19 protein-coding genes are annotated in these 24579 nt (G+C 65.8%); 7 read left to right on the forward strand and 12 right to left on the reverse strand.

Features of this window, described 5'->3' with window-relative positions; genetic code table 11:
* Window positions 1-64 precede the first annotated feature (64 nt).
* The 4 genes from ACIQF4_RS09010 to ACIQF4_RS09025 all read right to left on the reverse strand — a co-directional run bounded on the left by ACIQF4_RS09010 (window position 65) and on the right by ACIQF4_RS09025 (window position 7125).
* Window positions 65-1891, reverse strand: coding sequence for an ABC transporter ATP-binding protein (locus tag ACIQF4_RS09010; RefSeq protein WP_350003004.1), 1827 nt, complete (start codon window positions 1889-1891; stop codon window positions 65-67).
* A complete protein-coding gene (locus ACIQF4_RS09015; RefSeq protein WP_400515032.1) occupies window positions 1888-3708 on the reverse strand; it encodes an ABC transporter ATP-binding protein in 1821 nt (606 codons plus the stop codon). The genes ACIQF4_RS09010 and ACIQF4_RS09015 overlap by 4 nt, the downstream gene beginning before the upstream one ends.
* Window positions 3709-3840: 132 nt before the next feature.
* Window positions 3841-4788 carry a metallophosphoesterase gene (locus ACIQF4_RS09020; protein WP_400515030.1) on the reverse strand — a complete coding sequence of 316 codons (948 nt, stop codon included), beginning with the start codon at window positions 4786-4788 and terminating at the stop codon, window positions 3841-3843.
* 6 nt (window positions 4789-4794) lie between these two features.
* Window positions 4795-7125, reverse strand: a complete 2331-nt coding sequence (locus ACIQF4_RS09025) for a transglycosylase domain-containing protein (protein ID WP_400515028.1) — start codon at window positions 7123-7125, stop codon at window positions 4795-4797.
* Between the two features lie 37 nt (window positions 7126-7162).
* Here ACIQF4_RS09025 and ACIQF4_RS09030 point away from each other — a divergent pair, with 37 nt between their 5' ends.
* Genes ACIQF4_RS09030 through ACIQF4_RS09040 form a run of 3 tightly spaced genes read left to right on the forward strand, consistent with a single transcriptional unit; the run spans window position 7163 to window position 8780 of the window.
* Window positions 7163-7318 carry a DUF4177 domain-containing protein gene (locus tag ACIQF4_RS09030; RefSeq protein WP_003797879.1) on the forward strand — a complete coding sequence of 52 codons (156 nt, stop codon included), beginning with the start codon at window positions 7163-7165 and terminating at the stop codon, window positions 7316-7318.
* Window position 7319: 1 nt separating this feature from the next.
* A complete protein-coding gene (locus ACIQF4_RS09035; RefSeq protein WP_400515026.1) occupies window positions 7320-7853 on the forward strand; it encodes a RidA family protein in 534 nt (177 codons plus the stop codon).
* Between the two features lie 15 nt (window positions 7854-7868).
* On the forward strand, window positions 7869-8780 hold the full coding sequence (locus tag ACIQF4_RS09040) for an NUDIX hydrolase (RefSeq protein WP_400515024.1): 912 nt from the start codon (window positions 7869-7871) through the stop codon (window positions 8778-8780).
* A 236-nt stretch (window positions 8781-9016) separates the two neighbouring features.
* On the opposite strand, the gene ACIQF4_RS09045 is transcribed toward ACIQF4_RS09040, so the two are convergent.
* On the reverse strand, window positions 9017-9694 hold the full coding sequence (locus ACIQF4_RS09045; RefSeq protein WP_013602309.1) for a Crp/Fnr family transcriptional regulator: 678 nt from the start codon (window positions 9692-9694) through the stop codon (window positions 9017-9019).
* Between the two features lie 263 nt (window positions 9695-9957).
* Here ACIQF4_RS09045 and ACIQF4_RS09050 point away from each other — a divergent pair, with 263 nt between their 5' ends.
* Window positions 9958-11142 carry a MarP family serine protease gene (locus ACIQF4_RS09050; protein ID WP_400515022.1) on the forward strand — a complete coding sequence of 395 codons (1185 nt, stop codon included), beginning with the start codon at window positions 9958-9960 and terminating at the stop codon, window positions 11140-11142.
* Window positions 11143-11154: 12 nt separating this feature from the next.
* Here the strand turns inward: ACIQF4_RS09050 and aroQ are convergent, their stop codons facing one another.
* From aroQ to ACIQF4_RS09075, 5 genes are all read right to left on the reverse strand, one after another.
* Complete coding sequence (gene aroQ, locus ACIQF4_RS09055; protein ID WP_350002991.1) at window positions 11155-11616, reverse strand: type II 3-dehydroquinate dehydratase; 462 nt, start codon at window positions 11614-11616, stop codon at window positions 11155-11157.
* An 84-nt stretch (window positions 11617-11700) separates the two neighbouring features.
* Entirely contained in the window at window positions 11701-13905 is a 2205-nt protein-coding gene (locus ACIQF4_RS09060; protein ID WP_400515019.1) for an alpha-galactosidase, read from the reverse strand.
* A gap of 166 nt (window positions 13906-14071) precedes the next feature.
* Entirely contained in the window at window positions 14072-15412 is a 1341-nt protein-coding gene (locus ACIQF4_RS09065; RefSeq protein WP_400515017.1) for an ABC transporter substrate-binding protein, read from the reverse strand.
* A gap of 44 nt (window positions 15413-15456) precedes the next feature.
* Entirely contained in the window at window positions 15457-16383 is a 927-nt protein-coding gene (locus tag ACIQF4_RS09070; RefSeq protein WP_350002985.1) for a carbohydrate ABC transporter permease, read from the reverse strand.
* 10 nt (window positions 16384-16393) lie between these two features.
* On the reverse strand, window positions 16394-17335 hold the full coding sequence (locus tag ACIQF4_RS09075; protein WP_350002983.1) for a sugar ABC transporter permease: 942 nt from the start codon (window positions 17333-17335) through the stop codon (window positions 16394-16396).
* Between the two features lie 215 nt (window positions 17336-17550).
* Here ACIQF4_RS09075 and ACIQF4_RS09080 point away from each other — a divergent pair, with 215 nt between their 5' ends.
* A complete protein-coding gene (locus tag ACIQF4_RS09080; protein WP_400515015.1) occupies window positions 17551-18756 on the forward strand; it encodes a Gfo/Idh/MocA family protein in 1206 nt (401 codons plus the stop codon).
* A 1-nt stretch (window position 18757) separates the two neighbouring features.
* The gene (locus ACIQF4_RS09085) at window positions 18758-19789 is read left to right on the forward strand and encodes a LacI family DNA-binding transcriptional regulator (protein ID WP_400515012.1); all 1032 of its coding nucleotides are present in this window, start codon (window positions 18758-18760) and stop codon (window positions 19787-19789) included.
* A 9-nt stretch (window positions 19790-19798) separates the two neighbouring features.
* Here ACIQF4_RS09085 and ACIQF4_RS09090 read toward each other — a convergent pair whose 3' ends face one another.
* Both ACIQF4_RS09090 and acs read right to left on the reverse strand, forming a co-directional pair.
* Window positions 19799-20587, reverse strand: a complete 789-nt coding sequence (locus tag ACIQF4_RS09090) for a DeoR/GlpR family DNA-binding transcription regulator (protein WP_400515009.1) — start codon at window positions 20585-20587, stop codon at window positions 19799-19801.
* A gap of 104 nt (window positions 20588-20691) precedes the next feature.
* Window positions 20692-22725, reverse strand: a complete 2034-nt coding sequence (acs, locus tag ACIQF4_RS09095; RefSeq protein ID WP_400515181.1) for an acetate--CoA ligase — start codon at window positions 22723-22725, stop codon at window positions 20692-20694.
* 411 nt (window positions 22726-23136) lie between these two features.
* On the opposite strand from acs, the gene ACIQF4_RS09100 reads away from it, so the two are divergent.
* The gene (locus ACIQF4_RS09100; RefSeq protein WP_400515006.1) at window positions 23137-24546 is read left to right on the forward strand and encodes an NADH-quinone oxidoreductase subunit J; all 1410 of its coding nucleotides are present in this window, start codon (window positions 23137-23139) and stop codon (window positions 24544-24546) included.
* Window positions 24547-24579: the final 33 nt, after the last annotated feature.

Below are 24579 nucleotides of genomic sequence, written 5' to 3' on the forward strand. Positions count from 1 at the left end.
CAACTTTACAAGGATAGCCGATGCCGGGGCCCGATGCGAAATCCCGCGAACTGCTGCAACGGAATCAGACCAGCGAGTCCTTCCAGGCTCCGTGGAGGTCGGCAAACCGCCCGCCCCCGCCAATGAGCTCGGCCGGGCTGCCGTCTTCCACGATCCGGCCGTCATGCACCACCAGCACCCGGTCTGCGGTCTCCACCGTGGACAGCCGGTGGGCAATGATCAGGGCCGTCCTGCGGGCTGCCTCCGTGCCCGCCAGGAGCCGTGCCAGGCCCTGCTGCACCAGCCTTTCGGAGGGAATGTCCAGGGAGGACGTGGCCTCGTCCAGGATCAGCACGGCCGGACGTGCCAGGAACGCCCGCGCAAAGCTGATGAGCTGCCGCTGCCCCGACGAGACCCGACCGCCGCGCTTGTTGACGTCGGTGTCGTAGCCTTCCGGAAGTTCCATGATGAAGTCGTGGGCGCCTACGGCTTTGGCCGCTTCCTCGATTTCTGCCCGGGACGCCTCGGGGCGGCCCAGGGCGATGTTGTCCGCCACCGAGCCGCTGAACAGGAATGCCTCCTGGGTGACCATGACAATGTTGCGGCGCAGGTCCGTGGTTCCCAGGTTGCGGACGTCGACGCCGTCGAGCGTGAGGGAACCGGAGGAGACGTCGTAGAAGCGTGCAATGAGCTTTGCCAGCGTGGACTTGCCGGCGCCCGTCTGTCCCACCAGGGCAACAGTCTGGCCCGCGGGGATGTGGAGGTCCAGGGTGGGGACGATCAGCGGGCCCTCGCCGTAGCGGAACTCCACTCCGTTGAAGTCGATGGCTCCCTTGGCCTGCTTCAGGGGGACGGGATTCTTGGGCGGGCGGACCGTCGGCACCTCCTCCAGGAGCCCCGACACCTTCTCGAGCGCGGCCTGCGCGCTCTGGAAGGAGTTGTAGAACATGGCCATCTGGTCCACCGGCTGGAAGAACCGCTTGGTGGAAAGGATAAGTGCCAGGAGCACACCCACCTCCAGGTCACCGGCCAGGACGCGGAAGCCGCCAAAGAGCAGCACCACAGCCACGCAGACGTTGCCGATCAGTACCAGCCCCGGCTGGAAGATGCCGTTGAGGTTGATGGAGCGGACGGTGACCCGCCGGTAGTCCTCAGCGAGCTGGCCGTAACGGCCGGAGTTTTCCTGCTCCTTGCGGAAGGCCTTGACGGCGCGGATGCCGGTCATGGTTTCTACGAAGTGCACAATGAGCCGGGCGGAGACCACGCGGGATTCGCGGAAGGCGATCTGGGAGTGCTTCTGGTACCAGCGGGCCAGGAAGAACATGGGCACGCCGGCGGCCAGCACCAGCAGTCCGCTCCGCCAGTCCAGGGCGAACACGGTAATGGCGGTGAAGACCATGAACAGCATCCCTGACGCCAGCGAGCTGACGCCGGAGTCCAGGAGTTCGCGGAGGGCTTCGAGGTCCGAGGTCTGCCGGGCGATGATCCGGCCCGACGTGTATTTTTCGTGGAACTCGAGGCTCAGCCCCTGGGTCTGGCGGAAGACCCGCAGGCGCAGGTCCAGCAGCATCGCCTGGCTGAGCTTCGCGGTGGAGGTGACATACAGGGCCGTGAGCCCCGCCGTCGCAATTGCTGCAAGGAGGTAGGCGGCACCTGTGAACACCAGGGGTGCGTTGTCCCCTGCCTGCAGGGCGGGGAGGGCCCGGTCGATGCCAAAGGCGATCAACGCCGGCCCCGCCACCCTTGCGGCCTGGGAGAGGACCACCATGGCGATGGTCAGCCAGAACCGGAGCCGCACCGGGCGGATCAGTGACCGCAGCAGTGCCAGCGACCGCCGTCGGACTGCCCTGCTGTCACTCTTGCTGAGGTGGGCATTGTCTTCATTGGCAGTGCCGAAGGAGGCGGTGCTCATCGGGTGACCTCCGCTTCCTGGATCGCTGCTTCTTCCTTGAGGTCCGAAAGTTCCGAGTCCAGGTCCCGCGGTTCCTGGTCCAGGCTCGCAATGACGTAGCGGTAATGGTCATTGCCCGCCAGCAGTTCCGTATGGGTTCCGACGGCGGTGATCCGGCCTTCCTCAAGCAGCGCCACCCTGTCCGCGAGGGCCACGGTGGACGGCCGGTGGGCAACGATCAGGGTGGTGGTGTCCTTCAGGACGGCGCGGAGCCGCGTCTCCACCAGTTCCTCCGTGTGGACGTCCAGGGCGGAGAGGGGGTCGTCCAGCACCAGCACGCGGGGCCGGGCCGCGATTGCCCGCGCCAGGGCGATCCGCTGGCGCTGACCGCCGGACAGGCTCAGGCCTTCCTCGCCGATCAGGGTGTCCAGGCCCTCCGGCAGGGAGTAGGCGAAGTGTGCCTGGGCCACATCCAGGGCTTCCTCCAGGACGGCCTCGCTGCGGTCCGGGGCGCCGAGCAGCACATTGTCACGGACGGAGTTTGAGAACAGGGTGGTGTCCTCGAAGGCCACGGCCACGATCCGGCGCAGTTCCTCCACATCAAAGTCCCGCAGGTCCACGCCGTCGATGCTGATGGAGCCGCCGGTGACGTCATACAGCCGGGGCACCAGTTGGATGAGTGCGCTCTTGCCGCTGCCCGTGATGCCCACCAGGGCCATGGTCTCACCGGGCCGGACGTCCAGGCTGATGTTCTCCAGGATGGGCTTGTCCGGGGCATCCTCGTAGGCAAAAGTGGCGTTATGGAATTCGAGGGCGCCCGCGAGGTTGTCCGGCCGGCGCGGTTCCGGGGGGCTGGTGATGGTGTTGGCGGAATCCATGACTTCGTAGTGGCGGTCGACGGCGGTCTTGGCAGTGAGTGCCATGGCCAGCAGCATGCCGGAAAATTCCACGGGTGAGGCAATGACGGCCGCCGTGGCAAAGAACGCCACCAGTGCGCCGATGCTCAGTTGCCCGCTGGCACAGAGCATGATGCCCACCACCAGGCCTGCGCCCAGGGCAAGTTCCGGCAGGAGCGTGACCACCATGGTGAACAAGGCCTGGTGGCGCGCCTTATCGATCTCTGTTTGGCGCAGTTCTTCGGCTTGTTCTTCGAAGTTTTCCAGTGCTTCCCGGCTGCGGCCGAAAGCCTTGAGCACCCTGATGCCGTGCACTGACTCCTCCACAGTGGTGGCCAGGTCACCGGCCTGGTCCTGGCTGCGGCGGGCCACCTTGCTGAAGCGGGTGCGGAAACGGAAGCTGTACGCCATGATGGGCACGGCTGCGGCCAGGAAGATCAGGGCGAGCTGCCAGCTCATGGCGAACATGACGGCGATGCCGATGATCACGGTCAGCGTGGTGACCACCAGCATGATGGCGCCAAAAGCCATCCAGCGGCGCAGGAAGTTGAGGTCCGTCATGGCGCGGGAGAGGAGCTGGCCTGAGCCCCAGCGGTCGTGGAAGGAGACCGTGAGCTCCTGCAGGTGGTCGTAGAGCGACACACGCATCCGGGTTTCCACGGTGGTGGCCGGGTTGATGACGAACTGGCGGCGGAGGGCCACCAGTCCCGCCTCGGCTATGCCCAGGACCAGGATGATTCCGGCTGACACCCAGATGGCCTCCGTGGCGCCGCCCGGCTGCAGCGACTCGTTGACCAGCACCCGCAGGACCTGGGGGATCGCCAGGGCAACGATACTGGCCAGCAGCGCACACACGAGTCCCAGCAGGAGCCGTGGAATGATGGGCCGGACATGGGGATAGAGACGACTGATCGATCGAAAAAATGATGATTGCTTGGCCATGCCCGCTTCTCAAGCTCTAAAACGAATGTAGTTTCCCGTAGCAACTACCCTATGCCATGGACGTGAGGCGGTTCACAGGAATTTCAGCGTGATAAACAGCTTGGCCAGTTATTGCGGCTTGTAATGCTTCGATCAGCCGGGTGACGTGAGGGTCAGCAGGACGGCCTCGGGTTTGCAGGCGATCCTTACTGGGGCGAAGCGGGAGGTGCCGATGCCGCCGGACACGTTGACCGGAGTCGTCCTTCCATTGCTCTGCCAGTCATTAAGCCCTTTTGCCCGCCAAGTGGGAAGGTCGCAGTTGGACACCAGCGCACCGTAGCCCGGGACGCAGATCTGGCCCCCGTGGGTGTGGCCGGCGAGCAGGAGGTCGGCGCCGTCCTCGGTGAAGTGGTCCAGCACCCGCTGGTAGGGCGCATGGATGACGGCCACCTTGAGGTGGTCCGCGGCATCCTGGCTCACGGTTCCGCGGGGCCACCCGGCGTACTTTTCGCGCTTCAGGTGGGGGTCGTCCACCCCCGAGAAGTCAAAGCGGATGCCGTTCAGCACCAGGGACTGGTGGCGGTTGGTCAGGTCAATCCAGCCCGCCATGCCAAAACCTGAGCGCAGCCGCGGCCAGTCAAGCATCTTGGGCTTGGGCTTTACCTTGGAAGGCCCCAGCAGGTACAGGGCAGGGTTCTTCGGGCTAGGGGCGAAGTAGTCGTTGGAGCCCGGAACAAAGACCCCGGGGAACTCCATGAGCGGGCGCAGGGCGGCCAGGACGGGGTCAACGGCTTTGGGGTGGCTGAGGTTGTCGCCGGTGTTGGCCACCAGGTCCGGCTTGAGGTCGGCCAGCGACTGAAGCCAGGCTGCCTTCTTCTTCTGGCCGGTGATGAAGTGGATATCGCTCAGGTGCAGGATGCGGAAGGGGGCATGCCCCGGCGGCAGGATGGCCAGCGTTTCCTCGCGGAGGACGAACTGGTCCTTTTCCCAGAGGCCATATCCGAAGGCGGCTGCCCCGGCTGCAGCGCCGGCCCCGGCGGCGACGGCAAGGCCGCGTCCGAGGGTCCGAGCGCGGCCGGCCAGCGTAGTAGTCGAGGTCATCGGCGGCTAGCCGTTGCCGTTTCCGTTGCCATTACCGTTTCCGCTGTTGGTCGGCTGCGGGGCAGGCTCGGTGGCGGCAGGCGCTTCGGGTGCGGGAGCAGCCGGGGGCTGGGTTGCCGGAGCCTGGGTTGCCCGCGGTGCCGTAGTGGCGGGAGTGGTGTTCCGGGTTGTTCCGTTCAGCATGCTGCTGGGCGGGGCGGGGAACGGCTCAGTGCCGTATGCGGGCGCAATCCGGGACATGAAGTTCGAGAACATGGGCCCGGCAATCATGTATCCGTCGATGCCCTTGTAGAACTTTCCGTTCACGGTGATGTTCTGGCCCGGTCGGTTCTGGGCGCCCAGCGGATCACCAAACCAGGCCGCGGTGGCCAGGCCGGTGGTGTGGCCAACAACCCACGTCGATTCGTTCATGTTTGAGGTACCGGTCTTGGCGCCGATTGGGAAGCTGGTCCGGGTGGAGATCCGGGGCTGGATCAGTGAGCCGGAACCGCGGTTCAGTACTTCCTGGAGGGCGTAGTTCACGCCGCGGGCAACCTCCGGCTTGACCGCATCCCTGCAACTGCTGGACTGCGCCGGCAGCGTGGCGCCGGTCTGGTCAGTCACGGCAGTGATGGCGATGGGCTCGCAGTACTTGCCATCGTTGGCGAACGTTGCGAAGGCGCTGGCCATGGTCAGCGGAGCCGTCTGGGTGGAACCCAGCAGGTTGCCCAGCATGGACATGTTGATTTTCGGGTTGGGGTCGCCGTCGGCCGGCAGTCCGCCATGAAGTCCCGTCGCATCCACGATCTTCTGGATGCCGCAGAAATCCAACTGCGCCGCCGAAGCGAAGGTGACGGTGTTGATGGAGTTGTACAGGCCTTCAAGGACGGACAGCGGACGGTACCACTGGGGTTCGGCATTCTGGAGGTCCTCGGCAGCGCCGAGAGACTTTTCCGCAGTGTTGTAGGCGCCCGTCACCTGGCCGCAGGAGTTGCGCCACTTGAAGTTGAGCGGGTAGCGGCGCTGGGCGGCATTGACCACGGTGTTCATGGACTTGCCCTCCTCAAGCCACTGGGCGAACGTAAACGGCTTCATGGTGGAGCCGGGCTGGGCGCCGCCCAGGCCGTTGAGGTCGTTGCCGTCCTTGTCCAGCTTGTCCACGTTGAAGTTCACCTGGGAATCGAAGGCGCCTTCGGCGGGCAGGAACGAGGTGTTCTGGGCCATCGAGACGATCTTGCCGGAGTTGGGCTGCACGGAAACCATGGCGGCTCCCCACTTGTCCGGGTTGGCGCCAGCCGAGGCGTTGACCTGCTCCTGGGCTACTGCCTGCGCGTTCGGATCCAGCGTGGTGGTGATGGTCAGGCCGCCGCCGTAGATGAGGCGCTTCCGCTCATCAAGGTCGGCGCCATATGCGGGATTGTTTTCCAGCAGGTGCAGCACGTAGTCGCAGAAGTACGGCGCGGTGGAAGCGTAGGCGCAACCCTGCCGGGCCGGGGTGACGTTGGTTTCCACCGGAGTGGCGACGGCGGCGTCGTAGTCTGCCTGCGTGATCTTGCCCTGGTCCCGCATCAGGCTCAGCACCAGGTCCCGGCGCTGCTTCGCGTTCTCCGGGTTGGTGATGGGGTCAAAGGCGGAAGGGCTGTTGACCAGGCCGGCCAGCAGCGCGGCCTGGGGAAGGGTGAGGTCCTTGGCCGAGGTGCTGAAGAAGAACCTGGACGCGGCTTCAATGCCGTAGGCGTCGCGGTTGAAGAACACGATGTTGAGGTAGCCCTCAAGGATCTGCTCCTTGCTGAACTCCTTCTCCAGTGCAATGGCGAGCTTCATCTCGCGGAGCTTGTCGCCCACGCCCTTGTTCACGCCGTTGAGCTTGATGTCCTCGTCCCTGCCCTCTGCGGCGAGGTTGGAGTTGAGGACGTTGTTGACGTACTGCTGGGTGATGGTGGAGGCGCCCTGCCTGTTGCCGCGCGCGGTGCTGACCAGCGCGCGCAGGATACCCGTGGTGTCCACGCCGCCATGCTCATAGAACCGGCTGTCCTCGACGGCGATGACGGCTTCCTTCATGAAGGGCGAAATCTGGTCCAGGGCAACCTTGGTGCGGTTCTCCTTGTAGACGCTGGCGATTTCACTGCCGTCCGCAGCCAGGATCCTGGTGGTCTGGTTGGGCGGGTCAACCTTAAGCTCGTCCGGGAGGGTGTCGAAGAACTCGATCGAACCGCTGGCCGCGCTGCCTGAAACGGCCGCCGCAGGAACCAGCAGGCCTGCTACCAGGACACCGCAAATAGCACTCACGCCAAGGAAAACGAGGATTTTTCCGAGGGTGGTGGCAGTGTCGAATAATGGGTTCGTACGAGTCGCCATGTTTTCCACTTTACCGGCAAGGACTAGTCTTTCTCTCATGACCAAATGGGAGTACGCGACGATTCCGCTCATTATTCACGCTACAAAGCAGATTCTTGACCAGTGGGGAGACGACGGCTGGGAGCTGGTCCAGGTTGTTCCCGGACCTGACGGCAACGGCCTGGTTGCCTACCTCAAGAGGGAGAAGCAGTAGCGTGAGCACCTCCGCACAGGCCCAGCCCGGCGCGGCTGACGCCCCCGTTTCCGCTGTCGAGCAGCGGCTCGCAGACCTTGGGTTGACCCTTCCGGAAGTGGCCGCTCCCGTGGCCGCTTACGTTCCCGCGGTGGTCTCCGGCAGCCACGTGTACACGTCCGGACAGCTGCCTTTTGTTAATGGCAAGCTGCCGGCAACCGGCAAGGTGTCGGCAGGGACCGAAGGCTACGCAGACGAGCCCACCGTTTCCCCCGAGGATGCGCAGCGGTTCGCGGCCATATGCGCCGTTAACGCCCTGGCGGCCGTCAAGAGCGTTATCGGCGACCTTGACCGCATCACCCGCATCGTCAAGGTTGTGGGATTCGTCTCCTCCGATCCTTCGTTCACCGGCCAGCCCGGCGTCATCAATGGAGCCTCGGAACTGCTGGGACGCGTCCTGGGTGACGCCGGCCAGCACGCACGTTCCGCCGTCGGCGTTTCCGTGCTGCCCCTCGACTCTCCCGTTGAGGTCGAACTGATAGCCGAATTCAGCTAGGACCGGTCGTTTCCCTTGCCTCACCTCGCCAGACGGCTCTTTGCCCTTCCCCAGGACCTTGAAGGGGCGGCCCAGAGCTGGCTCGAACACGGCGAACGGACCCCGCGGGCAGCACGCCTTGCCTCCTCGGTAGTGCTGCTGCGGGATTCCCCAACCGGCCTGGAAACCTGGCTGGCCTACCGGCCGGGCTCCTCGCCGCTGGGAGTCCTGGCGTTTCCCGGCGGTTCGCTGGATGCGGCCGACGACGATCCCGTCCCGTGGCTGGGCCCGTCGCCACAGCATTGGGCTGAGCAGATGGGAACGGACGACGTCGGGCTGGCGCGGCGGCACGTGCTGGGCGCTATCCGCGAACTCTTCGAGGAGACCGGCCTGCTGCTGGCCGGCCTCGACATGGCCAGCACCGTGGAAGCGACATCAACCCCGGAATGGATGCGCGCCCGCGTGGCCGTCGCCGAGCAGGAAAAGACGTTCCCGGAGGTCCTGGCCAAGCGGGGGCTCTCGGTCCGGACCGACCTGCTCAAGTCACTGGTCAATTGGCGCAGCCCCGATTTTGCCCACCGCCGGTTCGACACCCGGTACTTTGCGGCCACCGTTCCCCTGAACCAGCAGCCCACGCTGTTGGAGGGCAAAGGTGTCTGGGGCCGGTGGGTCAATGCCGCCGACGTCATTGCCGAACGGCACACCACAGCCCTGGGTGATGAAGTAGGCCAGGAAAATACTGTTGGCCGCACGCTCGGGGAGCTTCTGGTTCCCGGCTCCGAGATCATGCTCGAAAAGATGGCCGCGGCCAACGGCTGCATCGCCTACCTCAGTTACAAGCGCAAGGCCCACGTGTACCAGCCGGCCCTGGTTGAAGAAGACGGCAGGCTCATGCTTGAAGTCGAGGCCGCAAAAACAACGGCGGACGATCCCCAGCGCGAACGCTAGCTGCCGCGGCGGACCCCCACCCCCGACGCTCTCCCAATTGATGCCGGTTCTGCGCGGACGCTCGCGCACTTTCCGCAGGACGAGCGAGAGAGGGTTGCGGGAAAGCCCGCATTAAACGAGAGAGCGTCCGGGGTAACGAACAAAAGGCCCGAGGTCCGGCATCCGGAAGCGTGCGTCAAAGCGACGAAGGAGCAGCACGCGGAGGATGTCGGCCTCGGGCCAGAGACAGTCAGTTGCTAGCGGGAGCGCTGGCGGAGGCGCTGCATGTCCAGGATGACGACGGCGCGGGCTTCCAGCCGCAGCCAGCCGCGCTGGACGAACTCGGCGAGGGCCTTGTTGACGGTTTCGCGGGAAGCGCCAACCAGCTGGGCCAGCTCCTCCTGGGTGAGCTCGTGGGCGACCAGGACTCCGTCCGTTGCCGGGCGGCCGAAACGGTCGGCAAGGTCCAGGAGCGCCTTGGCTACGCGCCCCGGAACGTCGGAGAAGACGAGGTCGGACAGCGAATCGTTGGTGCGGCGGAGCCTGCGGGCCAGCGCCTGCAGGAGCTGTGCAGAAACCTCCGGGCGGGTGCGGAGCAGCGTGTTCAGGCTCTCGTTCTTGAGGCCGGCCAGCCGGGTCTCCGACACTGCGGTTGCGGTTGCGGTGCGGGGGCTCGGATCGAAGAGGGCCATTTCGCCGAAGAGTTCACCCGGGCCCAGGATCGCCAGAAGGGATTCGCGTCCGTCAGGCGACGTCCGGCCGAGCTTCACCTTGCCGGAGACGATGAAGTAGAGCTGGTCACCTTGGTCGCCCTCGCGGAATACCGAAGCGCCGCGGGAAAGGTCCACCTCGGTGAGCTCGTCCGTCAGCAGACGGAATGCGTCGTCGTCGAGCGTGGCGAAAAGGGGTGCTCGGCGCAGTACCTCGATGTCCATGAAATCTCCTGAATAAAAGTGTCGGCTGTGGCGCTTGTGCCATTGTTTCAGAATTTTCAAGGTTCTGTGACGAACTTGGCAGTCGAAACGCCCCGATACCGGGCCGCAACGCCACCACCCGAGGCGTCACAGGACGAGCAGGGGCGGCAGGGAGGTGGAGGGGGAGCCGCCCAAAGCGCGCCTGCCACAAGGGGCGGGCTCTCCAGAGAACTGTCAGTGAGCCCCACTAGAATGGGGATTCAACTGTTTAATAAGGAGCCTTAGTGGTCGGCTTGACTGTCCTGGACCTGATCCTGATTCTGGCGCTGCTGTCATACCTGGTTTACGGACTGCGCAACGGTTTCCTGGTGACGGCGGGCGGCATCGCAGGGTTTGCCGCCGGGGCCGTGGCAGCCTTCTTCGCGGTTCCCCTGGTGAGCGGCTTCGTTGAGGACTCCGGATGGAGGCTGACCGCCATCGTGGCGGCCGCCGTCGTGCTGGTGGTCCTGGGGCACGGTGTGGGAACCATGGCAGGGCGGCAAATCCGCGGCGCCGTGCGGATCCGGCCCCTCCGGGCTGTGGACCGCCTGGTGGGCGGAGCGGTGAACGTGGTGGTGTCCGCGCTGGTGATGTCCATGCTGGCTTTCAGCGTCAGCTCCCTTGGTGTGCCGTTCGTGTCCCAGCAGCTCGCCGAGTCCAAGGTCATCCGGTTCATCGATGGGCTGACGCCCGTCCCCGTCAAAGCCACCATGGCGCAGCTGCGCTCCACCGTGATCGGCAACGGCATCCCCACGCTGCTGGAGGGCCTGGAACAGGGGCCGGCAGTGCCGGTGCCGAATGCGAGCACTGACACTCCCGCGCTGAACCGGGCCGCGGAGTCGGTGCTGAGGATCGCCGGAACCGCGTACCAGTGCGGCCAGAACCAGACGGGTACCGGCTTTGTGGTTTCTGAGGACCGGGTGGTCACCAACGCGCATGTTGTGGCGGGCGTGTCGCAGCCGGTGGTGGAAATGCCCGACGGCGGAGCGATGCCAGGGCGGGTTGTCTACTTCGACACAAAACACGACCTTGCCGTGCTGGCTGTGGACGGCCTGCAGGCAAGTGCGCTGCCGTTGAGCCAGGACCTTCCCGGCGGCAGTCCTGCCGCCTTCGCCGGCTATCCCCACGGCGGCCCCTTCCAGTCCAAGCCCGCCACAGTGCAGGACATCACCACGGTGCTGGTGCCGGACATCTATGGCAACAACGCCTCGCCCGAGGAGATCTACCGGCTCGCCGGGGACGTGCAGCCCGGAAATTCTGGCGGGCCGCTGCTGACCATGGACGGCCAGGTGGCAGGAGTGATTTTCGCCAAGGCGACGGCGGACACGGAGATGGGATTCGCCATCACCATGGATGACCTCAATCCCGTGGCATCGCAGGCGGCGTCCCTGTCAGCGCCGGTGTCCTCCGGCCAGTGCATCCAGAAGTAGCAGCTTCAGCGGCTAGAGGACCTCTGCGAGGTAGTCGATGGCCAGCCGGTACCCCAGAACGCCTGCGCCCACTATGACGGCTGAGCACACGGGGGAGAGGTACGAGTGGTGCCGGAATTCTTCGCGCTGGTGCACGTTGGTGATGTGAACCTCGACGGCGGGAAGCTGCACGGCGGCGAGGGCGTCCCGGAGGGCCACGGAAGTGTGGGTAAAAGCGCCGGCGTTGATGACGATGCCCGCGGCGTTGTTCCGGGCTGCGTGGATGACGTCCAGCAGGACGCCTTCGTGGTTGGACTGCACGCATTCGACGCTGAAGCCGTGGGCTTCAGCTGCTGCTGCGGCCAGTTGCTCCACGTCGGCCAAGGTTGAGGTGCCGTATTTCTCCGGTTCACGGGTTCCCAGCAGGTTAAGGTTTGGCCCGTTGACCACCAGGATGGTGCGGCCGGCAGCAGAGTCTGTGGAGGCTTCAGTCATGCATGCCAATCTATCGGCTGGCGCCAGGGTGCCGCGCATTCTTACGCAATGCGCGGCACCCTGCCTGGACTCCGGGCCGGGGTCCTAGAGGGCCGTGAACTTCAGCAGCAGCGCGTGCTCGGGGTTGAGGTTGGGCATGGGCAGGCCCACCTCGGCCAGGAAACGCCCGGTGGCCACCGCGCCGTCAGCCAGCCACGCCGGCGGCTGCACCTGGGTGTAGTTATGGACGTAATCGGCGTCTTCCGGGGTGGGGAAGACCGCCTCGACCCGGTATCCTCGCGCTGCCTCCAGCCCGGGAATACCGATCCGGCCTGGTTCCTCCGCTGCGGAGGTGCGGGTGCTGACCAGGGCGAACAGGGCCGCCGTCGTGCCTGCCGCCACAGGTGTGCCTTCCGCCGCATCGGTGACGACGCCGTGCAGCAGCAGGGCATCGCCTGCCACGTCCGCGTGGACGCGGCGTCCGCTGTGGAGGAGTCCACGGTGTTTCTTGAACAGGTTGATGAAGCGCTTGAGTTCGTCCCTGTCCTTGCCCTGGACGCCGCGGATGTCCCACTCCATGCCGAAGTGGCCGAACAGCGCGGTGATGGCACGGAAGGACAGGTCGTGGGTGCGGGCGGTGGTGTGCGAGGTAGTGGGCCCGATGTGGCTGCCCACCAGCTCCGGCGGGACGACGGCCCCGGTCCAGCGCTGGATGGTCTGCCGTTCCAGCGCATCGTTGCAGTCCGAGCCCCAGATCCGGTCTGTGCGTTCCAGGATGCCCAGGTCCACGCGCGCGCCGCCGGATGAGCAGGATTCAATCTCGACGCCGGGATGGGCCTTGCGGAGTTCGTCGAACAGCCTGTACGCGGCGAGGGTCTGTTCGTGGACGGAGGAGCGGCCGGCATGGCCGTGCTCCAGCAGGTCCCGGTTCTGGTCCCACTTGAGGTAGCTGATGTTGTTCTCGCGCAGGAGCGCGTCGACGCGGCTGTAGATGTACTGCCACGCGTCAGGGTTGACCAGGTCGATGATGTGCTGGTTCCGCCATTCCAGGGGCAGGCGCCCGCCGTCCTTGTGCTGGACCGCTGACGGGCCAACAATCCAGTCCGGGTGCGCCCGCGCGATATCGGAATCCAGGTTGACCATTTCCGGCTCCACCCACAGCCCGAACTCCATGCCGCGGGAGGTCACGGCGTCGATCAGCGGAGTCAGCCCCTTGGGCCACAGGGTCTCGTCGACGTACCAGTCGCCAAGGCCGGCCTGGTCGTCCCGGCGGCCGCGGAACCAGCCGTCGTCGAGCACGAAGCGCTCCACGCCAAGGTCGGCAGCGGACTCAGCCAGTTCGATCAGCGTGTCCAGGTTGTGGTCGAAGTACACCGCCTCCCAGGTGTTGAGCACAACGGGGCGCGGCTTCCCGGCGGGCAGGCCGGTGGAGGCAGCAGGCAGCACGTGGTGCTGGCGGGACCGGAACCAGCTGTAGAAGGCGTCGGTGATCCCGTCCAGGCCGTGGTCGGAGTAGGCGGCAAACAGTGCCGGGGTGGTGTAGCTGCCACCGGGCTCGAGGATGACCTCGGCGGGGCCCAGGAGCTCGGAGCCGCCGATCATGGTCCGGCCGTCGCCGATGGTGTCCGCGAACTGTTCGTGGTTGCCGCTCCACGCCAGGTGGGTGGCCCAGACTTTGCCGTGCCGGTTGCCGAAACCGGCGGTGCCGGCGGCGAACAGGAGGGAGGAGTCGTGTCCGGTGCGCCCGTGCCGGCCGGTCCGGACCCAGGTGCCCTGCTGGATGGCACGGCGCTGCGGGTGCCGTTCCCGGCACCAGCGGCCGGTGAGGTCAAGGAGTTCGACGGCGTCCGGCGCCACCGGGAGGACGGTCGCCAGTTCGTCGAGCCGGTACGGCGTGGTGCCGTCGTTGGTGACGGTGTGCCGCATTTCCAGCAGCCCGCCGTCGTGAAGTTTGAGGGTGGACTCGACCGTAAGCCCGGCGTCCGGGTCCGACTGGACGATGACTGCGGAGCCGCCGTCGGCGCCTGCTGTCACAACGCGGAGGCGGGCCGAGAAATCAAGGCCGGAGACGCCGTCGGCCGTCCGGGAACCGCGCAGGGCGGCCCGGCCGCGCCAGGAGGATGACGCCTGGGGGAGGAGGGCGGCGGGGACCCGTGCGTCGATGGCGGAGTGGGGGACCGGGGCGGCCAGGATGGCCAGGTCCGGCAGGGCCGGGCCCAGGTCAGCGCCCCAATGGACCACCTCGGCCTCTCCGCTGTCGAAGCTGATCACCAGGCTGGTACCGGCGGAACGGAGGTGGAGGGGGTCCATAGGATCTCTTTCGTCATCATGCTGTATGTCTGAAGGCGCTGGAGCGTCTGGCGCTTCAAGCCAAGGGAGGGGAGAGGGGCCGGATGCCGCCGCCGCGAGGAGGGGACGGCGGCATCCAGTCCAGTGGCTGCGACCACAAACGCAGCCACGTTGTGGGGGCCGGGGCCTACTTGAAGAGGGCGTTGACCTGTTCGTTGGCCTGGGTCAGCGAGCTGGCGGGTGCCTTGCCGGAGACGACGGCGTCCATGGCGGGCTCCATGATGCCCTTGACCTTTGCGGTGTTGTCCGTGATGGGGTACAGGAACGTGGTCTTGTTCTTGACGTGCTCGGTGAACGCGGTGACGTCAACACCCTTGGCCTGGAACGCTTCCGCTGCCTTGTCCGAGGACGCCTTGAGCGCGGGGAACACCACTGCCTGGGAGGCTACGACGTCCTGGCACTCGGCCGAGGCAAGGTACTCAACCCATTTGAGGGCGGCGTCCTTCTTCTCGGTTCCTGCCCAGATGGAATCCGCGAGGCCGTTGAACATGGAGGCGCGCTCGCCCTCGGGGCCCACCGGGGTGGGGGCGATGCCCACCTCGATGCCCTTGTAGCCGGTGTACTGGCCGATCATCCAGGAGCCGTGCGCGTTGATGGCGGACTTGCCGGCAGCAAAGGTGTCTGCCATGCTCGCGCCGACGGTGGTCTCAAGCTTGGGCATGTAGCCCTTGTCCGCCAGCCCGGCGAACCAGTCCATGCTTTCCTGGAATTTGGGATCGTCGTAGTTGTACTTGGTGCCCCACGGGTTCTTGTCCGTGTGGGACCAGCCGGTGGTGTTGGTGAGGTAGCTCCATTCGGTCTGGCCGGAGGAGTCGCCGCCGCCGTTCAGGCCCAGGCCGTAGACGTCCACGTTGTTCTTGTCGAAGCCTGGCTCGTCGCCGCGCTTGCCGTTCTTGTCCACGGTCAGGTGGGCGATGACCTTCTCGTAGCTGCCGCCGTCCTCGGGGTTCCAGGTGAGGTCCTTCATCTGGTCCTCGGTGATGCCGGCGGCGCTGAGCATTGCCTTGTTGTAGAACAGGCCGATGGTGTCCCAGTCCTTGGGCAGGCCGTAGCGCTTGCCGTCCTGGCCCACCCAGAGGTCCGCGAGGCCCTCGTTGTAGGCGGAGAGATCGATGTTGTCCTTTTCGACGGCCTCGTCGATGGCCAGGAGCTGCTTGTTCTCAGCCAGTTCGCCGTAGCGTCCCAGGTGGCTGGTGAAGACGTCCGGCGCGGTGCCGCCAACAAAGCCGTTGGTGAGGGTGCTCCAGTAGTCGTCCCAGCCGCGCTGGGTGATCTTGACCGTGATGTCCGGGTTGGCCTTTGCGAAGTCGTCGGCGCACTGCTGGTAGGCGGGGAGCTGGTTGGCGTCCCACAGCCAGTAGCTGATCTCGCCCGTGGCGCTTTCTTCGGAGGAGGAGGATCCGCTGCAGGCAGAGAGGGAGAGTGCCATAGCTGCGGCAACGGCAACGGCGCCGAGGGATTTCTTCATGGTTCTACTTTCCGTTCGTGGTGGAGTTCGCTGGGATGGATTGCTTATTTGATGCCGGAGAAACCGATGGAGTTGACGATCTTCTTGCCGAACGCGGCGAAGAGGATCAGGACCGGGAGGGCCGAGATGAGGGTTGCGGCCATCAGGCCGGACCAGTCCGGTGCCCCCTGCGGGGACTGGGACTTGAAGACGCCGAGGCCTACCTGCAGGACTCGGACGTCGTCCTGGGACGCCACCAGCAGGGGCCAGAAGTATTCGTTCCACTGGCCGATGAAGGTGAGCAGCGCCAGCGTGGCGATGGGGGCGGCGGCGTTGGGCAGCACGATCTGGAAGAAGATCCTCAGGTGCTTGGCGCCGTCGAGCATGGCAGCCTCCTCCACCTCCCGTGACATGTTCAGGAAGAACTGCCGGAGGAAGAAGATGGCGAAGGGGGTCATGAACACGTACGGCAGGACCAGGCCGAGCATGGTGTTGAGCAGGTCCAGGTTCTTGATGAGCAGGAAGTTGGGCAGGGCCGTGAAGATCGGCGGGACCAGCATGGTGCCGAGGAACAGGCTGAACACGGCGTTGCGGCCCTTCCAGCGCAGCCGGGAGAAGGCGTAGGCGGCCATGGCGCTGAAGAACACGGCGCCGGCGGTGGTGATGGAGGAGAAGATGACCGAGTTGCGCAGGTAAAGCCAGAAGTCGATGGCGGCGCCGGATCCGCCCTCGGCCACGGCTTCCGCCGGGGACTGCAGCCCGAAGACCCGTTTGAAGGCGCCCAGGGTGAACTCTGCCGGGAGCAGGCTGGTGGCGTTGGCGGCCAGCGCATTGTTGGTTGACAGCGCCGTGCGCAGCACCCACAGGAAGGGAAGGACGGAGACGGCGATGGCGAGGACCAGGAGTGCCCAGGCGCCGGCGCGGCGGGCATTGAAAGGACGACGGCGGCGGGTTGCGGCCGGCAGCGGTGCGCGGCTTGCGGTGGTGCTCATGCGGGACTCCTTAGTCCAGGTCCGATTCGTTGCCCTTGAGGAACTTCATCTGGATGAAGGCCACCAGGGCGAGGATGAGGAAGAGAATGACGGCGATGGCGGATCCGTAGCCGAAGTCAGACTCGGTGAACGCCCGCTGGTAGATGTAGTACTGGATGACGCGGGTGGCGTTGACCGGGCCGCCCGCGGTGGTCACGGCAACGGTGTCGAACACCTGGAAGGAGCCGATGACGGTTACCACGAGGACCAGGACAAGGACCGGGCGCAGCAGCGGAATGGTGATTTTCCGGAAGGTCTGGAACGCCGAGGCGCCGTCCAGTTTGGCCACTTCGTAGACGTGGCTGGGGATGGCCTGGAGGCCGGCGAAGATCAGCAGGGCCGTGTAGCCCATGTGGCGCCAGGTGTTGATCAGTGCCTGGGTGGGGATGGCCCATGCCTCGCTGCCGAAGAACGCGACGCGGGGCAGTCCGCTCCACTCGATGAACTGGTTCACCACGCCGATCTGGTAGTCCAGCATCCAGAACCACAGCAGTGCGGCGATGACGTTGGACATCAGGTACGGCAGGAGCAGCGTGCCCCGGATGATGGTGGACTTGGCCACGTTGTGCATCAGGAGGGCCAGGCCCAGGGCAAGGGCCGTCTGGAGGAGGATGTTGAGGAACACGTACTGCCCGGTGACGGCCAGCGAGTTCCAGAACAGCGGATCCTTGGCAATTGCTGTGTAGTTATCCAGCCCGATCCATTCCGGGTCGCCCAGGATGTTGTATTCCGTAAAGCTGAGGTAGATGCCCCGGATGGTGGGGACGACGTAGAAGGCGATGAATCCGATCATTGCCGGCGCGATGAACAGCAGTGCGATCTTGAGGTCCCCGAGGCGGCGGTGGCTTCCCTGCGGCTTCGGGGAGGCCGACGCCGCAGAGGCGGACCTGGAGTGTTTGGCAAGGGTGGTCATCTTCGACCCTTTCCTGACTGTGATGGGGGTAACAACTGGTCTGTAATCTACACGAGTAGATTATGGACGGCAAGAGGTTACGCCTGCTTCCTATCGCAAGGGATTACTAAGCCTGCGTACTTGTTGACTCGAGTAGATGCAGCTGCAACACTGGAGCTCATGGGGGACAGCGCTTGCCCGGTGTCCTCTCTTCAGCCCCCAACGGAAGGCAAACAATGACGTTTTCACTCGGCGTAGTAGGAGCCGGCCAGTTCGGCAGCCAGTTCGCCCACCTGTTCAACCTCCACCCCGGCACCAGTGCCGTGTACGTGGCCGACGAGCTTCCGGAGCGGGCAGCAGAGGCAGTGGACCGTTACGGCCTTGCCGGCGTCAAGGGTAGCTTCGAGGAGCTGCTGGCCTCCGACGTTGACGCCGTGGCCATTTTCACCCAGCGCTGGACGCACGGTCCCCTGGTGGAGCGGGCCCTCCGCGCCGGCAAGCACGTCTATTCAGCCGTCCCCATGGCCGTTTCGGAAGAAGAGATCGCCGCGATCATCCAGGCCGTCCGGGACACCGGGCTGGTGTACATGATGGGGGAGACCAGCTACTACAACCCCGCCACCGTCTATGCGCGCAAGCAGCTTGCCGGCGGGAAGTTCGGCCGCATCTTCTACGCCGAAGGCGACTACGTCCATGACATGGACCTGGGTTTCTACGAGGCCTACCAGTACAGCGGCGGGGAGCGCTGGAAGGAAACTGCCAGCTACCCGCCCATGCTGTACCCCACCCACGCCGTTGGCGGGGTGCTCGGTGCCGTGCCCGCCCACGCTGTGAGCGTCAGCTGCGTCGGCGTCAAGGATGACCGCGATGACGGGGTCTTTGACAAGGACGTCAGCATGTTCGGCAACGATTTCTCCAACGCCACCGCCCTCTTTGAACTGAACGACGGCGGCGTGATGCGCACCAACGAGATGCGCCGGGTTGGCTACCCCTCACATATCCGCGAATCGCGGTTCCGGTTCTTTGGAACGGAGGCCAGCTTTGAACAGCTGGCAAAGGTCTCCGTCTGGCAGGACAAGCAGAACGTCCATGACGTCTCCGAGCAGATGGAGACGCGGCCCAGCATCCCCCTCGATGACCCCTCCCTTGCGAACGTTGCACCGGAGCTGAGGGACGCCTTCGTCTCCGGCCTGGCACCGGTCCACGAACCCGGGCGGTTGCCGGAGGAGTTCCGGGGCGCGCCGAACGGGCATGAGGGCAGCCACCATTTCCTGGTGGACGACTTCGTGACAGCCGTGAACAACGGCACCCTTCCGCCCGTGAACGCCTGGCTTGCCGCACGGTTTACCCTCCCCGGCATTGTGGCGCACCAGTCGGCACTCCGAAACGGCGAACGGCTTCCCATCCGTGACTTCGGCGATGCACCGGGTGCCAGTACGTAACATGAACAGCATGACTACCCCGGCAGTGCATCCGACGCGATCCGGCCCCGTGACCCGCAAGGACGTTGCGCGCTATGCCGGCGTCAGCACCGCCGTCGTCAGTTATGTTGTCAACGGCGGGCCCAAGAAGGTGGCACCTGCCACCGAAGCCAAGGTGCAGGATGCCATCCGGGTCCTGGGCTACCGCCCCAACGCTGCGGCCCGGGCGCTCAAGTTGGGCTCCAGTGAGACACTTGGACTCGTGGTCCCGGATATCTCCAACCCGTTCTTCGCGCTGTTCTCCCACGCCGTGGAGGACGCCGCCGCCGCCTTGGGATACGCACTGGTGCTGGGCAACTCGGACGGAAACCTGGCCAAGGAGCGGCGCAATATCCGCAACCTCGCCGCGCGGCAGGTAGATGGCGTGCTGCTGGCCAGTGTCCTTTTCGAACCCGACCTGGAAGTCCTCGAAACGGCCGAGATCCCCTCGGTCCTGCTCAACCAGGAACAGGATGCCCCCGGTTTCAACAGCATCGGCGTTGATCTCGCAGCCGGCGCAAGGATCGCTGTGGAACACCTCATCGGCCACGGCCACACGAACATCGGCCTCGCCATGGGTACCAACGTCTCCGGCGCCACTGACGGCCGCGAAGTGGGCTGGCGGGAGGCACTGCAGGCCGCGGGCCTGCCGGAGGGCCCCATTGCGTACAGTTCCTTCACCCGCCCCGGGGGTTATGTTGCCGGCCAGCGGCTGCTGGCATCGGTGAACCGGCCCACGGCCATTTTCGCGACCTCCGACATGCAGGCGATCGGCCTGCTGCGCGCCGTGCACGAGGCGGGGCTGTCCGTCCCAGGCGAGATGGCGGTGGCATCCTTTGACGGTTCTGCCGAGTCCGAATATTCCTGGCCCCCGCTGACTACGGTCGAGCAGCCTGTGGCTGCCATGGCCGAGGCTGCGGTGGCGGCACTGGTGGGAGCCAGCCGCGGCGAGACGCCACGCCACCGCATTTTCCCCACCACACTGCACATCCGCCAGTCCTGCGGCTGCCCCTAGGGGCGCCTCTTAAACGGCAGCGAGCCGCAGCTGGCCGACCTGTTCCTGCAGGACGCGCTGCGCTTCGGGACCGAGTCCGGAATCGCTGATCACCTCATCCGCCTCGTCCAGTGAGGCGATGGAACTGATGCCCAGCATGCCCCACTTCGTGTGGTCGGCGAGAACCACAGTCTTGCGTGCGGCGGCAACAAAGGCCCGGTCCGTTTCCGCCTCGAGCAGGTTGGGCGTGGTGAAACCGGCGTCGGCGTCCATGCCATGGACGCCCAAGAACAGCACGTCCAGGTGCAGTTGCTTGAGCGCGCCGGTGGCAATGGGGCCCACCAAGGCATCGGAAGGCGTGCGCTCGCCGCCGATGAGGATCACCGTGGAGGCGTACCGGGCGGAGCCGGCCGTTGCCGCGTGATGGAAGAGGTCTGCGATGCGGACCGAGTTGGTGACCACCGTGATCTGCGGGCCGTTCACGAGTTCCTTGGCCAGGGCCCAGGTGGTGGTTCCCGCGCTGAGCCCCACGGCCATGCCTTCCTGCACCAGCGAGGCCGCCTCCACAGCGATGGCTCGCTTTTCCACCGTCAGCTGCGTGGATTTGAGGTCGAAGCCGGGCTCGTGGGTGCTGGTATCGCCCGGGATTTTGGCGCCGCCGTGGATGCGCTCCAGGCGGCCGCCTTCCTCCAGCGCCTCGATGTCGCGGCGGACAGTCATCAGGGACACGCCCAGCTGCTGGGCCAGGTCGGAGACCCGGACAACCCTTTCGCGTTGAAGAGCGTCCAAAATGGCCTGGTGGCGTGCGACGGCGAGCATCAGGGCGATCCTTTAGGGCAGGGGGCGTGTCTGCTCCCAGCATACGACGACGGCGGCGCCCGGCTGTGAGCCAGGCGCCGCCGTCGTCGATTCCTCCTGTTCCCCTATTTCCTTAGGGACACGGCGATCTGCTGCATGATGGTGGGATCGGACAGGGTGGTGGCGTCGCCGGGGTCGCGGCCTTCGGCGACGTCCTTGAGCAGGCGGCGCATGATTTTGCCGGAGCGCGTCTTCGGCAGTTCCGGGACCACCAGGATGGCCTTCGGCTTGGCGATGGGCCCGATTTCCTTGCCCACGTGGTTCCGGAGTTCCTGGACGATTGCGTCCCCGGAATCCACGGCGTCACCACGAAGGATGACGAACGCGACGACGGCCTGGCCGGTGGTTTCGTCCGCGGCACCCACGACTGCGGCCTCGGCCACGGCGGGGTGGGACACCAGGGCGGACTCGATTTCGGTGGTGGAAAGCCGGTGCCCGGAGACGTTCATGACGTCATCCACGCGGCCCAGAAGCCAGATGTCGCCGTCCTCGTCCTTCTTTGCACCGTCGCCGGCGAAATACATGGTCTCGAACCGGGACCAGTAGGTGTCCTTAAAGCGTTCCGGATCGCCCCAGATGCCGCGGAGCATGGCCGGCCAGGGCTCCCGGATCACCAGGAAGCCGCCATGGCCGTTGGGCACGGATTCGCCCATTTCGTCCACGACGTCCACGGCGATGCCGGGCAGCGGGACCTGGGCTGAGCCCGGCTTGGTGGCGGTGACTCCGGGGAGCGGCGCGATCATCTGCGCGCCGGTCTCGGTCTGCCACCAGGTGTCCACGATGGGGGTCTTGTCCCCGCCGATGACCTTCCGGTACCACATCCAGGCCTCGGGATTGATGGATTCACCCACTGAGCCGAGGACCCGGAGGGAGGAAAGATCGTACTTGTCCGGGATCTCCCTGCCCCATTTCATGAACGTCCGGATTGCGGTGGGGGCGGTGTAGAGGATGGAAACCTTGTACTTCTCGATGATCTCCCACCAGCGGCCCTGGTGCGGGGAGTCCGGAGTGCCCTCGTACATGACCTGGGTGGCGCCGTTGATGAGGGGCGCGTAGGCGACGTAGGAGTGGCCGGTGACCCAGCCGACGTCGGCCGTGCACCAGTACACGTCCGTCTCGGGGTGCAGGTCGAACACGGCCTTGTGGGTGTAGGCGGTCTGGGTGAGGTACCCGCCGGTGGTGTGCAGGATGCCCTTGGGCTTTCCCGTGGTCCCGGAGGTGTAGAGGATGAACAGCGGGTGCTCGGAGTCGTGGCCCACGGCGGTGTGCTCGGCGGAGGCGGCGCCCACGGTGTCGGCCCACCAGTGGTCCCGGCCCTCGTGCCAGTCCACGTCCTGGCCGTTGCGCTTGACTACCACCACGTTCTGGACCGTGTGGCCGTCTCCGTCTCCCTGGTGGGCCAACGCTTCGTCGACGGCGGGCTTCAGGGCGCTGGGCTTGCCGCGCCGGTAGGTGCCGTCCGCAGTGACCACGAGCTTGGCTTCGGCATCGTCGATCCGTGAGCGGAGCGCCTCGGAGGAGAAACCGCCGAACACCACCGAATGCACGGCCCCGATCCGGGCGCAGGCCAGGAGCGTGATGACGGCCTCGGGGATCATCGGCAGGTACACAGCAACGCGGTCGCCCTTGGCCACACCCAGGGACTCGAAGGCGTTGGCGGCCTTCTTCACCTCTTCGGTCAGCTGTGCATAGGTGTAGGTGCTCGTGTCCCCGGGCTCACCCTCGAAATAGATGGCCACCCGGTCGCCGAGGCCGTTCTCCACGTGCCGGTCCAGCGCGTTGTACGCGGCGTTGACCTCCCCGCCCACGAACCACTTGGCAAACGGCGGGTTGGACCAGTCCAGCGCCTGGTCAAAGTCCTTGTTCCAGGTCAGGAGCTCACGGGCCTTCTTCGCCCAGAACGCGGGCCGGTCGGCGTTGGCCTCCTGGTACTCCGCGGCAGTGACGACGGCGTCAGCAGCGAACTCGGGCGAAGGCGCAAACTTGCGGGTCTCATGCAGCAGGTTTTCAAAGGCATCGCCCTTATCAGCTCCCGTGCCTAAACCGTGCCCTGCGCTTGCGGAAGCGTCTACGACGGCGCTTGTAGTGTCCTGGGACATGTGAACCTCATCATTCATCGATCTTTGCTGGGCGGGATGTCCACCGCCGGCCGGGCTCCGCCGCCTGCACGACGACGGGCCCCGGCTGGTCACGGACATTCCGCAAAGAGCTGTTCCGGAATCAAGACTAATGCTTTGGCTGGCGGTGATGTGGGCGGTGTCACATGGCAGCCCGTGAACGGCATTTATTAAGCGGTGAATGGTTTTCCATGGCTGCCTGGTCCCGGCCCCGCAGTACGTGCCCAGCTAGTGATCAGCGTGGCCCTTGACTAGGCTGGGATGGAATTGTGACTTCACTTCGGACCGTTTTGGCCGGGCGCTTCAAGGGCCCGGCCTGCCCGGAACGGCTGTCAAGACGGCACGATGTCGGGACCAGACAGGGCCCGGTGCCGCCACGCTAAGGAGAGCAGAATGAACCAGCAAAGCTTCGGCCAGAAGACCGGCCCCGACACGGCAGGTTCCGGCCACGGTACCGGAACCGCTGAAGGGCCAGGCTCCCAGGCCGCCGCGGGCAAGGCCCCCGCCGGAGGCAAGGCTTCCACCGCCAACGAGGCAGTGCTGGGTCCGTTCACCATCCGGGACCTGACAGTCTTCGGCGGCACGCTGATCCTTTTTGTTGCCTCCCTGCTGCCGATCTTCGGCGCACGGTACAACCTGTGGAACCTCAACAACCTGTTCTTCCTGGGCCTGGGCATCATCCTGCCCCTGATCGTCAGTGCGCTCTTTGCAGCCCGCAGGCTGTCCCCGGCCACGAAGATCCGGATCGGCTCCCTGTCCATCGACCAGTTCGGATCAGTGGTGGCCTCGTTTGCCGTTGCGTTCTTCTTTGTCTCCGTGGCGGGGGCGTACGTGCCCAGCCTCCTGGTGGGCCTGATCGGCTCCCTCGTCCTCTTCGCGGCGACGGTACTGGGCCGGTTCCTGCCGTATCTGTCCACTGATTTCCAGGACCGGGCCGAAGTGCTTGCGCACATAGTGGCCCGTGAGGCCGCTGTTCCTGTCCAGAAGCCCCGCGCCCCCAAGAAGCCGAAGGCAGAGGCCGCACCGGGTTCGAAAGACTCCAAACCCGGCTCGAAGATCCTGTCCGGCGCAGGGCTGTTCGGCGGTGCAGGCGCAGGATCCTCGGCGGTCCAGCCCGGATCAGCTGACAAGCCGGCATCACAGCGCCATCAGGATCCGGTGGTGCAGCAGGCTTCACAGCGTCCCGGCGGAGGGGCCGCGGCAGCCCATGCCCCCGCCACGGCAGCTGTCCCCACTGCTGCTGCGCCTGTCTCCACCGCTCCCGAGGTATCCGACTGGACACCTGCAGGCGACGCGGGCCCCGCAACCCAGGCGGCCGACGTCGTACGCCCCTCCTCCACGCCCGCCGCCGAGGAAACCCGGCTGGGGGATGTTCCGGCAGCCGCTGGCGCCACCTCCGCAGCGCATCACAATGCCATGCCGAACCACGACGGCGGCACGCATCCGGCTGCCCCGTCCGGCCAGGGCGCTGCCGCCTCAGGGCAGGCCGCGCGCAGCGGCTGGGAGCCGACCCCTGCCACCGCGGTGCACCAGCAGGTCCGCACGGAGGAGCCCATCGGTGCCACGGTGGATCCCTCAACCCGTCCGGATGAATCGGAGGAACAGCCCATCCATGAGGCTTTCTGGTTTGCGGTCGCGCAGCACCGGACGGCCTACGATCCGCGCTCGGGGGCTCCGGCGTTCGTTATCGAACCCGGCGGCTGGGTCCTTGCCCTCGAAGACCGGGGGCATGAGTTCCTGGTGCAGCACACTGACGGGCGGCTGGGTGTCCTGCGGGACCTCAGCAACATCGAGCGCGGCTGACGTCCATGGCCGAGGCCCGGGCGCCCAGGGCCG

It is taken from the genome of Pseudarthrobacter sp. NPDC092202 (genome assembly GCF_044755505.1).
Taxonomy (GTDB): domain Bacteria; phylum Actinomycetota; class Actinomycetes; order Actinomycetales; family Micrococcaceae; genus Arthrobacter.

Bases quoted from the DNA above. Each gene is read 5' to 3' on its own strand.
- ACIQF4_RS09080 (WP_400515015.1), top strand. From the start codon at position 17,551: ATGACGTTTTCACTCGGCGTAGTAGGAGCCGGCCAGTTCGGCAGCCAG.
- acs (WP_400515181.1), bottom strand. From the start codon at position 22,725: ATGTCCCAGGACACTACAAGCGCCGTCGTAGACGCTTCCGCAAGCGCA.
- aroQ (WP_350002991.1), bottom strand. From the start codon at position 11,616: ATGACTGAAGCCTCCACAGACTCTGCTGCCGGCCGCACCATCCTGGTG.
- ACIQF4_RS09070 (WP_350002985.1), bottom strand. From the start codon at position 16,383: ATGAGCACCACCGCAAGCCGCGCACCGCTGCCGGCCGCAACCCGCCGC.
- ACIQF4_RS09065 (WP_400515017.1), bottom strand. From the start codon at position 15,412: ATGAAGAAATCCCTCGGCGCCGTTGCCGTTGCCGCAGCTATGGCACTC.
- ACIQF4_RS09025 (WP_400515028.1), bottom strand. From the start codon at position 7,125: ATGGCGACTCGTACGAACCCATTATTCGACACTGCCACCACCCTCGGA.
- ACIQF4_RS09030 (WP_003797879.1), top strand. From the start codon at position 7,163: ATGACCAAATGGGAGTACGCGACGATTCCGCTCATTATTCACGCTACA.
- ACIQF4_RS09020 (WP_400515030.1), bottom strand. From the start codon at position 4,788: ATGACCTCGACTACTACGCTGGCCGGCCGCGCTCGGACCCTCGGACGC.
- ACIQF4_RS09010 (WP_350003004.1), bottom strand. From the start codon at position 1,891: ATGAGCACCGCCTCCTTCGGCACTGCCAATGAAGACAATGCCCACCTC.
- ACIQF4_RS09100 (WP_400515006.1), top strand. From the start codon at position 23,137: ATGAACCAGCAAAGCTTCGGCCAGAAGACCGGCCCCGACACGGCAGGT.
- ACIQF4_RS09045 (WP_013602309.1), bottom strand. From the start codon at position 9,694: ATGGACATCGAGGTACTGCGCCGAGCACCCCTTTTCGCCACGCTCGAC.
- ACIQF4_RS09090 (WP_400515009.1), bottom strand. From the start codon at position 20,587: ATGCTCGCCGTCGCACGCCACCAGGCCATTTTGGACGCTCTTCAACGC.
- ACIQF4_RS09075 (WP_350002983.1), bottom strand. From the start codon at position 17,335: ATGACCACCCTTGCCAAACACTCCAGGTCCGCCTCTGCGGCGTCGGCC.
- ACIQF4_RS09085 (WP_400515012.1), top strand. From the start codon at position 18,758: ATGAACAGCATGACTACCCCGGCAGTGCATCCGACGCGATCCGGCCCC.
- ACIQF4_RS09060 (WP_400515019.1), bottom strand. From the start codon at position 13,905: ATGGACCCCCTCCACCTCCGTTCCGCCGGTACCAGCCTGGTGATCAGC.
- ACIQF4_RS09015 (WP_400515032.1), bottom strand. From the start codon at position 3,708: ATGGCCAAGCAATCATCATTTTTTCGATCGATCAGTCGTCTCTATCCC.